The sequence below is a fragment of the Desulfoluna sp. CLI2B genome (genome assembly GCF_056847375.1).
This window is the reverse complement of sequence record NZ_CP186557.1, coordinates 346,873-359,749: the sequence shown is the minus strand read 5'-3', so window position 1 is coordinate 359,749 and position 12,877 is coordinate 346,873. Positions and strand designations below refer to the sequence as shown.

Genomic DNA, 12,877 nt, shown 5'->3' with positions numbered 1-12,877 from the left:
CGAGCAAGACCTGTTTATCTAACTTTTCAAAAGTTTGGCCCCCGGCAGGGCCGCCGGAGGCGTCTTTAACTTGGCTGCCTTTGGCGGCCAGGCGGGGGCACCTATAAACCCTATGACGAATGCATGGGGGCAACCATCCCGCAAACGGCTTCGGAGCATTCGCGTGGGGTACCGCTTTTGCAGGAGATGCCCATTTCATTCTTCTGGAAACAGGTAAAAGGCTGGCGGTATCAAAAATGGGTGGCGAGAAAATCGATGGATTCAAAGCAAGGGGCGGCTTTGAAGATCTCCATGGAGAGGGTGTGGGTGTAGGAGCACAAAAAGGGAAGGAGGCGGTGAAAAAGTGAAGGGTCCATGAGGGGAAGGGCGCGGTGGTCTTTTCCGTTGGCAACGCCGTGGAGGTGAACCATGCGGCATAGGGGACCAAGGCGGCGTATGGTCTCTTCAACGGGGAGGCCAAAGTGAATCAGATGGCCCAGGTCCAGGCAGATCCTGTAGCCCATGGACTCCAGGGTGTCGGCCAGGGGAAGCAGGTCGTAGTCCAGGGTCTCCACGGTGACCCTGGCCGGGTCCATGGCCCCTGCAAGGGCTTCAAGGCTCCTGTGGGCGGCTTCCGTCCACGCCCCGGGATCCGTGCCGGAAGGGCGCTCCAGGTGGACGGTATGGGTCACCGGGGCAAGGGGTGCCGTCAACTCGAAAACCCGCTTGTGGGCGTCCAGGGACCGGATCTGTTCAGCACGGTCCACCGAGGCCAGGTTCTCGTCGATGGGCATGTGGATGTTGTAGGAGAGGCCGTGGGCCTGCTGAAGGGAGGCAAGGGCCCGGACGGTTTTCGCCTCCGGCAGGCACTCGGGTCTGCCTTCGAAAAAGAGAAGCTCCACCCCGTCCACAAAGGGGGCCACGCGGGCCACGTTCTCCTCATACCCCGCAGGGTAAAGCCAGGAGGGCACGGAAAGGGAAAAGGGAAACCGGTTTTTGTAGCTGGTTGTCGGTATGGATTCCATCAGGCATGCACTCCTTTCACACGGCCGTGGCACCGTGAGATCTTGCGGCTTCGTTTCACCTCGTACATGGCGCTGTCCGCATACCGGATCAGGTCGCTTGCCGTCACTGCGTCGTCGGGGAAGACGGCCACCCCCACGCTGCCAGAGACATAGGCCACGTCCCTGCCTCCGGCGCTGTATGGCTGGGCCAGAATCACGGCCACTTTGCGCACCACCACCTCCACATCGCAGCCGTCGGCGTTGTCCAGGACCACGGCAAACTCGTCCCCGCCCACCCGTGCCACGCAGTCGCACTGGCGAAGATTGTCCACCAGGCGCCGGGTGATCTCCCGGAGGACCTCGTCTCCGGCCTCGTGCCCCAGGGTGTCGTTGACCTCTTTGAACCGATCGATGTCGATGTAGAGCAGGGCCACCTGCCCTCCGTAGCGCTTGGCCCTCAGGATATCCGTCTCCAGGCGTTCGTAGAAGCCCTTCCGGTTTTTCAGGCCGGTGAGGGGATCGTGGTAGGCCATGTAAATCAGTTCCTGCTCGTAGCGTTTCCGTGCCTCCACGTCCCGCACAATGGTGCGGTACCCGGTGCGCTCGCCGGTACTGTCCCGGATGACGGAGACCGACACGCCGATATGGCGCCGGTCCCCACCCTTTCGGATGATGGGGTAATCGAACTCGGCCATCTCTTCATCGCCTTTGAGGATCCTTGCAAACCGGGCCAGCACCTCGTCCCGGCTCTCCTCGGCGATGAACCGGCCCCTGTGCATCCCCAGGATCTCGTCTGCTTCGTACCCGCAGATCTCACACATGGCGGTGTTGACAAAGGTGACACAGCCCTCCCGGTCCACCTCGCAATACCCCTCCTTCATGTTCTCCACGATGGTCCGGTACTTCTCCTCACTGGACCTGAGGGCCTCTTCCGCCTGGTGGCGCTGGACAATTTCGTGCTCCAGCTCATAGCTTCGGATCTCGGCCTCGGCCGTCATCTGGTTGGCTGTGAAGATGGCCCGCTCCAGTGCCTTGTTGGAGGATTCGAGCTCTTTTCCCTTATCGGCCAGGGCCCGGTTCTGGCCCTCGGAGTCATGGAGCATCTCTGCAATGGCCCGTCGCATGCGATTGATGCTCCGGGACAGGGAGACAAACTCGGAGCTTCCTGAAAACCGCACCCCTTCGTCAAGGTTTCCTTCGGCAATCTTCTCCGAGACATCCCGCAGCTCCTCAATGGGGCGAATCAAAAACCAGGAGAACAGAGAGCCACCCACCAGGACAACCCCGAAAAGACACACCGCAGCCACGGCAAACCGGGATCCAAGCTCTTCGGTGCCTCCGGGGCGGGCAAAAACCGGAGTAAACACCAACCGGCCCCTGCCGCCCTCTTCCCCGGGGGGCAGGGCCACCAGGCGAACGGTACCGCTGGGCAGCGCTGCCGTCCGGCCAACGGCCCGGCCTTGTCGCCTTGCCTCCGCCAGCAGGTCCGCATGGGCCGCCAGCTCGGCCACAGGGATACCCGTGGCCTTTCCGAATCGCGCCCACGTCTCCGGGGTTCCCTCCCCCTGGACGAGCCCTCCCATGGAAAGGGCCCCGTCGGCACGCACCGTACCCGACGGAGAGGCACCCTCTCCCCAGGCCAGCAGGGCCCCATCAAGGGTTGCTGTGTAAACGGACCGTGTCTGATAATGCACAAAGGCATAAAAGAACAGGGCCATGACCACAAGGACCCCAGAGATCCATATGGTGATGCGGGCTCTCAGCCCCAGGCCCGTTCCTTCTTTTTCTTCCATCGATCACTCCTGCCTCGTCAGGCAAATGGGTCGGCGGCACGGCAGGTCCATTGAATCCGAAGAGTGCCCTGCTCGCCATAAAAAAAGGGTCGGCCACCCGGTGGCCGACCCTCACATGCTTTCCCGTCACTGCACGCGCTGACGGATCAGTAAGTCAGCACCACGCCGCACATGGTTTCATTGATGTAGCGACTCCAGGAATTCCCGGTGTCGAATTCAGCGTCGATATAGGTGTGGGTAAGGGTCAGGTAGGCATTTTCGATGAGGTAGAAGCGCAGGCCCACGGTGAAATCCATGTACCCTTTGGTCTCATCGAAGGTGATGGATTCGGGGGCAAGGGTCATGTCGCCGGTCACCTCGATGGGAATGTTAAAGGGGTTGATGGTGGCCGGCAGCTCGTAGCCGGCGCCGAGGTTGAAGCCCAGGGCGCTGAGGTCGGCCCGTTCGGTCTTTGCCTTGTTCTTCATGGAGCCCAGAACGTACTTGAAGCCCAGGCCGTAACGGAGTCCGGGGGTGAGGTTGTCGCTTTTCACGCTGACAAGGCCACTGCCGATGGTGTAACGGTCTTCGTTGTACATCAGCCCAGCGCCGACCTCAAGGGTCCCCAGGGGGCTGCTCGTCAACATGCTGGCGTTGGTTCCCACGGCACGGTTGTTGGCTGAGATCCCCAGGCTGAGCCCCTCGGCAGATGCCGAGGACCCGAAAGACAACAGGGAAGCGGTAATCATAAAAAGGGAGGCAGCGATGATCGATACTCTTTTCATCATGAAGAATTCCTGTACAAGTTGAATATGAATTGGCGACGAAACCCGCCGTTGCCGCCCCGCTGCCGAGGACAGCCTTGCTGACATCCGCATGATGTGGGTGACTCCGGACAGGGATTCGGTCATTTTCAGGCGTCGACTTTTTCCGGACGGCCCTGTAAGTATGATATACTTCCCCGGTAAACCTCTCCACGCCAGGGTCATCTGCAACGGAGTCGGTACGTTGCTTACGGGATGCCTTAAAAATCAACTGGAAAACACACTGCCACACTTACCGGAAAAGATCAACAATACCGGAATGACGAAACGCCAGGCCCCTTCCCCTCCGGGCCCGACGTTTTTTAAGAAAGGAAACCCATGCTGAAAGTTTACTCCGCCTCCTGGTGCCCCCACTGCATCAAGACAGAGGCCTACCTCAAAGAACAGAATATCCCTTTTGATTCCATTAACATCGAAACCGCGCCAAAGGAGATCGTGGACAAGGTCTCGGAGATCAACGGCGGGGAATGGGTGGTGCCCACCCTGGAGTACAAGGGTGTATGGCGAAGGGGCAAGGTCTTTAACAAAGCCGCCCTTGAGGCGGACCTCAGGGAGATGGGCGTCCAATAAAAAAGCGGCCCCCAAAGGAGGCCGCTTTTGATCATATCATCACACCAACGCTGAGGACCGGGCTAAAAGGAGAATCCCACCTCGGCAAAGGGTCCGGCAAAGGTCAGGTCGACGTCAAAGTCGTCCTCATCCACCTCCACCTCTTCGTGGCGGTACCCGGCGGCCACGAAAAACGGCCCCATGGTGTTGTATTTCACGCGGCCGATGGCACTGATGATGCGGGCATAGCTCACGTCCAGGCCCCTGACTTCCGCCTCCAGGGCAAAGCCCCCGATGAGGTTGAGCTGGCCTGCCACAAACAGCATGGGAACGGGTACGGTGACGCTTTCGGTGCGTGTCTCGCTGGACACGGAGTCGGTCATCTCGGCTTCCATGTCAAGCACCCGCACGTTGAGGCCCACGTCCAGGCCCACACGGCCCAGGGTGGCCAGCCCCACAAAGGGGACCCCGTAGAACAGGCCGATGTCATACTGCTCAAGGGTCAGCTTGGTTTCGGAGTTGGCGGTAAAGGTGTCGTCCCCGAATTTGAACTCCTCGGTGAGATTCCCCTCGAACTCCATGGGGGTGGTCATGAGGTAGACATTGGGAATCACCAGGGGAAGTTCCACCCGAAGGCGGGCCGCGGGGAACACCTCGTCGTCAAAGCCCAGAATGGATTCCACATCCCCACTGGTTCCGCCGTTGTACTGGAAGTCACCGGACGGAGTCGGCATGAACCCTCCCACAGCCCCTTCCACACTTACCAGCCCGAGGAGCGCAAAGGAGCGCCCGGGCACCATCACAGCTGCCACTGCAAGCAGAATGAATAACCATCGTTTCATACGTATTGTTTCCTCCATCATTTTGGGCCGATCATTATGGCGGGACATCCCCGTTGTCCCCTATATCGTCCGGGAACATCAATCCTTGAGGCATTTCGTTTATAAGCCAGATGCCATCGTAAAATCAGGTCAAAATAGCCGAATACCGCTTAAATAACAAGCTTTCATCTTCTTTGCGCGGCCCATGAAAAAAAGCGCGTCTCCGGAAAGAGAACGCGTGAACCCCTTGACCGCAAAGGATGAATCAGATATTTTAGGCCGTTGACCTCACTCTGACAGGCTCATTAGCAATGATCAACAACACGAAATGAAAATGAAACGGATCCCCCCTGCACCCTTAAAAGGCACGCAAATGGGATGATTGACTGTTTTATCACCGAGCCGACCCAAGGGCGGAAGACCTAAATAGACGACATGCGCAGAGCAATCGTGCATGCACGGGGCCTCACTCCACGGATCTATGGGGATAGTCTTTTCGTGGAACACTTGATGGCACGCCTTGAACAACGCCATTTCGGTATCCGGTCGCGTCACCCGGACACCCGAAACACGTTGCCCCGAACCACCTGTCGGAGAATCATGAGCATGCGGCTGAACCGCACCTTTGGCTGACCGCATCCGCCCGCTTAACGAAAAAACCAGCACGGCCGGAGTCTTCCCAGCCTAACTCTTTTTACCTTCCCGAAGCTGTATCCGCACAGCCCCGCAGGGCAACCGTTAAAAGGAGGAATACCATGTCTGAAGTGGTAAAAATGATCATCGAGGGAAAGACCTACGAATTCCCCGTGATTGAGGGATCTGAAGGGGAAAAAGCCTTCGACATTACCAAACTGCGCCAGCAAACCGGGTACATCACCATGGACCCCGGGTTCGGCAACACGGGCAGCTGTACGTCCGCCATCACCTTCATGGACGGCGAAAAGGGCATTCTGCGCTATCGCGGCATCCCGGTGGAACAGCTTGCCGAGCACTCCAGCTTCGTCGAGACCGCCTACCTTCTCATCAACGGAAGACTCCCCAATAAACAGGAGCTCACCCGCACCAGCGTTCAGCTTAACGATGACTCGCTCATCCACGAAGACATGCAGATCTTCTATCAGAACTTCCCCAGGCGGGCTCACCCCATGGGGATTCTCTCGGCCATGATCAACGCCCTGAGAAGCTTCTACCCGGAACTCGAAGACACGGACCCGGAAGGCATCAACCGCACCTTCCTGCGGCTCCTCTCCAAGATCCGCACCATGGCGGCCATGAGTTACAGGATCTCCCGGGGCCACAAGGTGGTCTACCCCCGGGCGGACTACTCCTACTGCGCCAACTTTCTCAACATGATGTTTCACTCGCCGGTGCGGCCCTACGAGCTCGACCCGGACATCGTGGAGGCATTGAACGTCTTCTGGATCCTCCACGCCGACCACGAGCAGAACTGCTCCACGGCGGCTGTCCGCGTGGTGGGCAGCGGGCGCGTCAACCTCTACGCAGCCATCTCCGCAGGCATCGCCGCCCTCTGGGGGCCCCTCCACGGCGGAGCCAACCAGGCGGTCATCGAGATGCTCACCAACATCCACAAGAGCGGCGCGGACATCGAGGATGCCGGCCAGGCGGGCCGAGGAGAGCTACTACCTCTGCCTCATGGGCTTCGGCCACAGGGTCTACAAGACCTACGACCCCCGGGCCAGGATCATGAAGACGTGTCAGATGGCTGCTCAAGCTCAAGGTGAAACACCCCGCTGGACATCGCCAGGCTCGAAGAGGTGGCTCTTACCGATCCCTACTTCATCGACAAGAACCTCTACCCCAACGTGGACTTTTACAGCGGCATTGTCTTACGGGCCATGGGTATTCCTACGGAGATGTTCACCGTGATGTTTGCCATCGGCCGACTGCCCGGCTGGATCTCCCAGTGGAAGGAAGGGGCCGACGACCCCAACTGGAAGATCAGCAGGCCCCGCCAGGTGTACACCGGCAACATTGCCACCGACTACGTCCCCATCAACAAGCGATAACCTAACGCAGGCCGCCTGTGGGCCGGGGGCGTTTTTGCGTCCCTTCCCCGCAAGCCCCAATCCGGTATTGACCCGACCCGGGGCAATCCGATATACAACCGCTTTGATTTTTTATGATGTTCACAAGCCTCTTCCACGGCCGTTGGGCCAGAGTGTGGAGGGCGGCTTTCTTGTGCGTCCTGTCCCCGAGGCGACATGTTTCCTTAGAAGCCTGTGCTACATACAGGGCAATGGATGCACGTATACGGCGTTACGCCACATGCATCACAGACAGACCCAAAACCCAAGGAACCGCCCGTGTTTTTCAAGAATTACAGTGACACCACCCACTTTGAGCTCATGGTCCGCCTCATCCGGGCCTTTGATTCCCAGGACTTTTCAGACACCGTCAACCGCATCCCCGTTGAGATGCGCCCCCGGGACGGCGACCACTCCCGGTGCTGTGTCTACAGGGACCGAGCCATTCTGAAGTACCGGCTCATGGCCCTTCTGGGCTTCGGCATCGAAGAGGAAGAAGACGAGATGGTGCCTCTCTCCCGATACGCGGAGTTAAGCCTCTCCCGCCAGTCCGCCCCCAACCCCGTGCTGACGGTTATCGACGAAGCCTGCAACGGCTGCGTGCGCACCCGCTACGAGGCCACCAACGCCTGCCGTGGGTGCCTCACCCATGCCTGCGTGGATGTCTGCCCCAAGGGTGCCGTAAAACTCGTCAACGGCAAGTCCATCATCGACCCGGACCGATGCGTCCAGTGCGGCAAGTGCATGGATGTCTGCCCTTATCACGCCATCGTACGCATCCCCATCCCCTGCGAGGAGTCCTGCCCCACCGGGGCCATCTCCAAGATGAGCAACAGCAAGGAGACGATTGACTACGACAAGTGCATCTTCTGCGGAAAATGCCTGGCCGCCTGCCCCTTCAACGCCATCCTGGAACGTTCCCAGCTGGTGGACGTCATCCGCGAGATGGCCGAGGGCAAACGCGTCACCGCCCTGGTGGCCCCGGCCATCGTTGGGGAGACCCCTTCCACCATGGGACAGCTCGTGGGCGCCCTGAAGGCCGCCGGTTTCTCCCATGTCTTTGAGGTGGCCTCAGGAGCCGACAAGACCGCTGCCTTTGAGGCCGACGAGTTTGTGGAACGCATGGAAGAGGGCGCGCCCTTCATGACCTCCTCCTGCTGCCCAGCCTACACCGAGTGCGTGGAAAAACACCTGCCCGAACTCAAGCCCTTTGTCTCGGACACCCGAACCCCCATGCACTACACGGCCCAGACCGCCAAGGAAGAGGCCCCCGACGACGTCACCGTCTTCATCGGCCCCTGCGTGGCCAAACGCAAAGAGGCCTCGGACGATCCCTTTGTGGACCACGTCCTCACCTTCCGGGAACTAAGGGCCCTGCTGGCCGCGCGCAACATCGAGATCCTCCAGTGCGAGGACACCGACTTTGACCTGGCAGGCCTGGCCGAGGGCCGCGGCTTTCCCGTCTCCGGCGGCGTCACCGAGGGCATCAAGGCCTATATCGGGGAACGCGCTGCCATAGAGCCTGTGGCCGTCAACGGCCTGGACAAGCGGTCGGTGAAAAAACTGAAATCCTATGCAAAGAAATGCCCGGGCAATTTTGTGGAGATCATGGGATGTGAAGGTGGCTGCATCGCCGGTCCCTCGGGCGTGGAGCCCGGCAAAAAGGCGGGAAGAAAACTCCAGGTATTTTTGAAAGAGAGCCCCAGGGGGATCAAGGGCTAAAAAACGTACCTCCGGCGGCCCAGCCGGGGGCCAAATTTTTGAAAAGTTTGACAAACAGGCTCTACGAATCATGTGGACCGGCCTCGTCTTCCGGCCCTGGGCGCCGGAAGACGAGGCAACTGGAACGTTTTTGCGGAGCTTTTTTCAAAAAGCGACCCGCCGGAGGCATGATTTAAAAAGAAAAGAGAGGCAAGGCGCCCCTGGCGATGAACCAGATCAGGGGCAGGAAGATGGCAGGGAGCATGTTGCCCACACGGATCTTGGTGACGTTAAGCATGTTGAGGCCGATGGTGAGGATGAGAAGGCCGCCCACGGAGGTCATCTGGGCCACCACCTCAGGGGTGAGAAACTGCTTCATGACCGTGGCGGTGAGGGTGATGCTTCCCTGGTAAATGAAGACGGCCACGGCGGAGAAGATCACGCCGATGCCCATGGTGGTGGTGAAGATCACGGAGATGATGCCATCTAAAATGGCCTTGGCGTAGAGGGTCTGATGGTTGCCGGTGAGCCCGCTCTCAAGGGCTCCCACAATGGCCATGGAGCCCACGCAGAAGACCAGGCTGGCCGTGACAAATCCTTTGGCAAGGGACCCTTCGCCACCGGGAACCTTTGTCTCCAGCCACTCCCCGAGCCTTTGGAGACGGCCTTCGATATCCATCCACTCGCCCATGAGGGCGCCGATGACCAGCGAGAGAATCACCACGAGGAGGGCCTCCGAGGCAAAGGCGGCCTTAAGCCCCACAAGGACCACGGCCAGGGCCACGGCATGGATCACCGTCTCCTTGTATTTTTCGGCGATGCCGCCTTTGAACACCAGGCCTGTAAGGCTCCCTGCCACAATGGCGCATGCGTTGACAATCGTACCGAGCATGGGCTCTCCCCTTTCCTTCTGCATATCTATAACTTAAAAACCATGTTTCATATCACAGATAAAAGGGACCAAAAAGGCACAATTGCCGGGAACGTCAACAGTTACCGGGGAAGGTGCCTGGCGCGAAGCCGCTTGGGGAGCTTGCCGTGGTAGCGGGACGAAAGAAACGCCGCGGTATCGGCAAGGAAGGTCTCTGCCCCCCGGGCCGCTTCACGGTCGACATCGGAGGCCCCGGCCTCCGTGCGCAGGGTCTCTGCGTTGCTGCGCCTTGCGTCGATGTAGCTGTAGAGTTCGATCAGATGGGTATGGCTCATTACACGGCCTCCCCGTAATCACGGAACGCCATGTTGTATCTCTCCGTAACGTGGGCCGTCATGGCCGCCACCTCATCAAGCATTCCCCTGTAGAAGGCCCGCGTCAGCGCGTCGTCCGCCCCTTCCAGGCCCTTTATGGCTTCCTTTCTTTTCTCGGCGAGAAATCTGTGAATCTCTACGAGGTAAGCATCCGGCATCTTTTTCCTCCTGTTGCCCGGGGGCCGGCCCATAGAAACCGGAGCCCCATAAAAACATTGACACGTCTGCGGGAACTCCATTAACTTGACTTTGTTGATATGAATCGTCACATCCAAGGATCCCCATGAAACTCTCCACGAAAAGTCGTTACGGTGCCCGCATCCTCGTTGAGCTTGCCCGGCACCATGCCACGCAAGTTCCCCTTCAGGTCAGCGAAATCGCACGCCGTCAGGACATTCCCATGAAATACCTGGAGCAGTTGATTCGCCTGTTGCGGCTGGCCGGTATTGTGCGGAGCGTGCGAGGGCCCAAGGGCGGCCATGTGCTCAACGTCCCCCCGGAGGAGATAAGCCTGGGCCGCGTGGTGCGCCTCTTTGAAGGGCAGGACGAGCTTGTGGAGTGCATCAGCTCGCCGGAGACCTGCATCAAGGCCCCCAGCTGCAGGTTCCGCCAGGCATGGAAAGAGGCCACCGAGGCTCTGTACGCCAACCTCGACCAGGTCACAATCTCCGACCTCATGGATCCCCACAGTTAAAAAAGGGCGGCCCTGAATGGACCGCCCTGTTCTTATCCCGCCGATGAGAAAGCTTACTCGCTTTCGTCTTCGCTATCCTTGAGTTTCCCCAGGGCCTTGGTGAGTTCCACCACCACCCCGAGTCCCTCTTTCATCTCGTCGCTGAAGCTTGCCACGGCAAGACCGGCCGGTCCCACCTTGGGAGCGTTGTCCAGGTCCACCAGGCCAGGGAGGGCTGCGGCGCGCCTCAGGAATTCAACAGCCTTCGGATCGGAGAGGGTCCTGGCAAGGCCGATGAAGGCCACGATGCCGTCGATGATCTCTTCGGACTCCTCCGGGCCGTAGTTGGCGGCGATCTTCTCCCTGAAATCCACCATCCAGATCTTCAGAACCCGGAACACACCCCGCTGATCCAGGGTATCCAGATACGTGACGAGCTTGGGCACCGTGGATTTCATCAGCGGCGCCATGTCCTTCATGAAGTCCAGGAGGCTCTCGAACTGGCGCAGGGCATAGGAAAAGTTGCGCGTGTTGCGCGCCACCATGGTGAGCAGCTCCAACACATCGTCGAGTTGAACGCTGGTTTCCACCTCCTGAAGGCCCCGGGTCACCAGGTCGGCGGCCTGACGCCCCAGGGGGGCCAGGTCCGCCATGAGCTCGGTGCGGGCCTTGTGGCCCTGGATGATGGGGGCCAGCTGTTCTTCCAGGCGATCGAGCTTTTCAAGTTTCTGTAGTATCAGTTCCTCGTTGGTCATGTGGCCCCTCCTACTTGGCGAATGCGGGCCAGAACTTGCCTGCCATGGACATCTGGGGCTCCAGGGGCAACTCTTTACCGGTGAGAAGCAGGTTCCAGTACACCCACTTGAACATCATCTTGCCCCAGTAGTTCATGTGGGACTCCCCCACAAGGTCGAAGGGTCCCAGGGCCGGGAAGGGGTACTTGCCGGGAAGGGGCTCGGTCTTGTAGTTGAAGTCAAAGAGAAAGGCCTTGTCGTAACCCGAGACGATAAAGCAGGTGGAGTGGCCGTCAAAGGAGGCCTTGGGCTCCAGCCCCTCAATCTCCCGCAGGATGTTCTCGGTGACCAGCTCCGCCTGGTAATGGGCCACGGACCCCGCCTTGGAGGTGGGCACGTTGGAGACATCCCCCACGGCATAGATGTTGTCGTACTTCACGGACTTGAGGGTGTGGTGATCGGTCATGAGGTACCCCATGCCGTCTCCCAGGCCGGACTCGTCGATAAAATCCGCCCCCAGATTGGGCATGGTGGAGACCATGAGGTCGTAATCGGCCGTCTCACCCGAGGGAGAGATCAGGCGCTTGCCTGCCGTGTCCACCTCGGCCAGGTCGAAGTTGGGCTTGACCAGGATGTTCTTCTCCTCGGCGGTCTTGGAGAGCACCTTGGTGGCAATGGGCTTGGTGAAAATGCCGGTGTTGGGGGTGACCAGCTCGATCTGCACGTCGTCGCGCACCCCGTTCTCCCTGAAGTACCAGTCCGCAAGGAAAACAAACTCCATGGGGACCACCGGGCACTTGTGGGGCATCTCCGCGATGTTGAACACCAGCTTGCCCTTTTCAAAGCGCTTCAGGCGCTTGGCAAGGGCCAGGGCCCCTGAGAGGCTGAAGATGGTGTGCTCGTTGCCTTCCGGGTCGGCCTTCCACTCTTCCAGGCCTTCCACTTCATCCGGTGCGATATCGCACCCGGTGGCAACGATGAGGATATCATAAGGGAGCTTTCCGTTGGCTTTGGTTTCCGCGTAGTTCTGGTCCGGATTGATCCCCACCACCTCGTCCAGAAGGAACTCCACCCCTTTGGGAATGAAGTCCCGCTTCGGTTTCACGCAATCGTCACGGGTGTAGATGCCAAAGGGAATAAACAGCCAACCGGGCTGGTAGTGGTGCTCTTCATCGTTATCGACAATGGTGATGCGCCATTCGTCGACGCTGAGCTGTTTTCTCAGATGGGCGGCGGCCATGGTTCCACCGGCTCCGGAACCAAGAATGACAATCTTTTTCATAGCTTCCTCTGCGTTATGGTTTCGCACGCCGCTGCGACTCGGCTGTGCCACCTCTCTCCCGCTAAGTATACTTGGTTGATATACATTAACATAATATAGAACCAATGCATATGGATTGAGCTTTTACCGCCAGAGCTTCTGATTGTCAATATTTTTTAGGGATTTATACAGTAACCCCACAAAAAAAAGCCGCCGAAAAACAACGCGCCTCAGCGACTCCAAGGGGCCTTCATGCCTTGCAAAATGCC

At 59.1% G+C, this 12,877-nt stretch carries 15 protein-coding genes; 6 read left to right on the top strand and 9 right to left on the bottom strand.

Annotated elements, in window-relative coordinates; genetic code table 11:
• Positions 1-230 precede the first annotated feature (230 nt).
• The 3 genes from cbiR to ACOYW2_RS01755 form a co-directional block, all read right to left on the bottom strand.
• Positions 231-1,004, bottom strand: a complete 774-nt coding sequence (cbiR, locus tag ACOYW2_RS01765) for a cobamide remodeling phosphodiesterase CbiR (protein WP_482769185.1) — start codon at positions 1,002-1,004, stop codon at positions 231-233.
• Complete coding sequence (locus tag ACOYW2_RS01760) at positions 1,004-2,776, bottom strand: diguanylate cyclase (RefSeq protein ID WP_482769184.1); 1,773 nt, start codon at positions 2,774-2,776, stop codon at positions 1,004-1,006. The genes cbiR and ACOYW2_RS01760 overlap by 1 nt, the downstream gene beginning before the upstream one ends.
• Positions 2,777-2,922: 146 nt before the next feature.
• Positions 2,923-3,543 carry a hypothetical protein gene (locus ACOYW2_RS01755; protein WP_180136923.1) on the bottom strand — a complete coding sequence of 207 codons (621 nt, stop codon included), beginning with the start codon at positions 3,541-3,543 and terminating at the stop codon, positions 2,923-2,925.
• Between the two features lie 354 nt (positions 3,544-3,897).
• Here ACOYW2_RS01755 and ACOYW2_RS01750 point away from each other — a divergent pair, with 354 nt between their 5' ends.
• Complete coding sequence (locus ACOYW2_RS01750) at positions 3,898-4,149, top strand: glutaredoxin family protein (RefSeq protein WP_180136924.1); 252 nt, start codon at positions 3,898-3,900, stop codon at positions 4,147-4,149.
• A gap of 62 nt (positions 4,150-4,211) precedes the next feature.
• Here the strand turns inward: ACOYW2_RS01750 and ACOYW2_RS01745 are convergent, their stop codons facing one another.
• Entirely contained in the window at positions 4,212-4,970 is a 759-nt protein-coding gene (locus ACOYW2_RS01745) for a TIGR04219 family outer membrane beta-barrel protein (protein WP_180136925.1), read from the bottom strand.
• Between the two features lie 734 nt (positions 4,971-5,704).
• Here ACOYW2_RS01745 and ACOYW2_RS01740 point away from each other — a divergent pair.
• The 4 genes from ACOYW2_RS01740 (at position 5,705) to ACOYW2_RS01725 (ending at position 8,716) form a co-directional block, all read left to right on the top strand.
• A complete protein-coding gene (locus ACOYW2_RS01740; protein WP_482769183.1) occupies positions 5,705-6,691 on the top strand; it encodes a citrate/2-methylcitrate synthase in 987 nt (328 codons plus the stop codon).
• Positions 6,603-6,836, top strand: a complete 234-nt coding sequence (locus ACOYW2_RS01735) for a citrate/2-methylcitrate synthase (RefSeq protein WP_482769182.1) — start codon at positions 6,603-6,605, stop codon at positions 6,834-6,836. The genes ACOYW2_RS01740 and ACOYW2_RS01735 overlap by 89 nt, the downstream gene beginning before the upstream one ends.
• Complete coding sequence (locus ACOYW2_RS01730) at positions 6,725-6,976, top strand: citrate/2-methylcitrate synthase (protein ID WP_482421452.1); 252 nt, start codon at positions 6,725-6,727, stop codon at positions 6,974-6,976. Before ACOYW2_RS01735 ends, ACOYW2_RS01730 begins: the two co-directional genes overlap by 112 nt.
• 297 nt (positions 6,977-7,273) lie before the next feature.
• Positions 7,274-8,716 carry a monomeric [FeFe] hydrogenase gene (locus tag ACOYW2_RS01725; RefSeq protein WP_482769181.1) on the top strand — a complete coding sequence of 481 codons (1,443 nt, stop codon included), beginning with the start codon at positions 7,274-7,276 and terminating at the stop codon, positions 8,714-8,716.
• Between the two features lie 172 nt (positions 8,717-8,888).
• On the opposite strand, the gene ACOYW2_RS01720 is transcribed toward ACOYW2_RS01725, so the two are convergent.
• The 3 genes from ACOYW2_RS01720 to ACOYW2_RS01710 form a co-directional block, all read right to left on the bottom strand.
• The gene (locus tag ACOYW2_RS01720) at positions 8,889-9,587 is read right to left on the bottom strand and encodes a DUF554 domain-containing protein (protein WP_482414959.1); all 699 of its coding nucleotides are present in this window, start codon (positions 9,585-9,587) and stop codon (positions 8,889-8,891) included.
• A 101-nt stretch (positions 9,588-9,688) separates the two neighbouring features.
• Positions 9,689-9,901, bottom strand: coding sequence for a hypothetical protein (locus ACOYW2_RS01715; RefSeq protein ID WP_482769180.1), 213 nt, complete (start codon positions 9,899-9,901; stop codon positions 9,689-9,691).
• On the bottom strand, positions 9,901-10,098 hold the full coding sequence (locus tag ACOYW2_RS01710) for a hypothetical protein (RefSeq protein WP_482769179.1): 198 nt from the start codon (positions 10,096-10,098) through the stop codon (positions 9,901-9,903). Before ACOYW2_RS01710 ends, ACOYW2_RS01715 begins: the two co-directional genes overlap by 1 nt.
• Before the next feature lie 125 nt (positions 10,099-10,223).
• Between ACOYW2_RS01710 and ACOYW2_RS01705 the strand changes: the two genes are divergently transcribed.
• A complete protein-coding gene (locus tag ACOYW2_RS01705; protein ID WP_482414957.1) occupies positions 10,224-10,634 on the top strand; it encodes an RrF2 family transcriptional regulator in 411 nt (136 codons plus the stop codon).
• A gap of 53 nt (positions 10,635-10,687) precedes the next feature.
• Here the strand turns inward: ACOYW2_RS01705 and ACOYW2_RS01700 are convergent, their stop codons facing one another.
• Positions 10,688-11,368, bottom strand: coding sequence for a DUF1641 domain-containing protein (locus ACOYW2_RS01700; protein WP_482414956.1), 681 nt, complete (start codon positions 11,366-11,368; stop codon positions 10,688-10,690).
• 10 nt (positions 11,369-11,378) lie between these two features.
• Positions 11,379-12,629, bottom strand: a complete 1,251-nt coding sequence (gene sqr, locus ACOYW2_RS01695) for a type III sulfide quinone reductase, selenoprotein subtype (RefSeq protein WP_482414955.1) — start codon at positions 12,627-12,629, stop codon at positions 11,379-11,381.
• Positions 12,630-12,877: the final 248 nt, after the last annotated feature.

Coding starts and splice junctions, on each gene's coding strand:
- ACOYW2_RS01735 (WP_482769182.1), top strand. CDS start 6,603: ATGGGCTTCGGCCACAGGGTCTACAAGACCTACGACCCCCGGGCCAGG.
- ACOYW2_RS01760 (WP_482769184.1), bottom strand. CDS start 2,776: ATGGAAGAAAAAGAAGGAACGGGCCTGGGGCTGAGAGCCCGCATCACC.
- ACOYW2_RS01715 (WP_482769180.1), bottom strand. CDS start 9,901: ATGAGCCATACCCATCTGATCGAACTCTACAGCTACATCGACGCAAGG.
- ACOYW2_RS01720 (WP_482414959.1), bottom strand. CDS start 9,587: ATGCTCGGTACGATTGTCAACGCATGCGCCATTGTGGCAGGGAGCCTT.
- ACOYW2_RS01705 (WP_482414957.1), top strand. CDS start 10,224: ATGAAACTCTCCACGAAAAGTCGTTACGGTGCCCGCATCCTCGTTGAG.
- ACOYW2_RS01740 (WP_482769183.1), top strand. CDS start 5,705: ATGTCTGAAGTGGTAAAAATGATCATCGAGGGAAAGACCTACGAATTC.
- ACOYW2_RS01750 (WP_180136924.1), top strand. CDS start 3,898: ATGCTGAAAGTTTACTCCGCCTCCTGGTGCCCCCACTGCATCAAGACA.
- sqr (WP_482414955.1), bottom strand. CDS start 12,629: ATGAAAAAGATTGTCATTCTTGGTTCCGGAGCCGGTGGAACCATGGCC.
- ACOYW2_RS01755 (WP_180136923.1), bottom strand. CDS start 3,543: ATGATGAAAAGAGTATCGATCATCGCTGCCTCCCTTTTTATGATTACC.
- cbiR (WP_482769185.1), bottom strand. CDS start 1,004: ATGGAATCCATACCGACAACCAGCTACAAAAACCGGTTTCCCTTTTCC.
- ACOYW2_RS01710 (WP_482769179.1), bottom strand. CDS start 10,098: ATGCCGGATGCTTACCTCGTAGAGATTCACAGATTTCTCGCCGAGAAA.
- ACOYW2_RS01745 (WP_180136925.1), bottom strand. CDS start 4,970: ATGAAACGATGGTTATTCATTCTGCTTGCAGTGGCAGCTGTGATGGTG.
- ACOYW2_RS01700 (WP_482414956.1), bottom strand. CDS start 11,368: ATGACCAACGAGGAACTGATACTACAGAAACTTGAAAAGCTCGATCGC.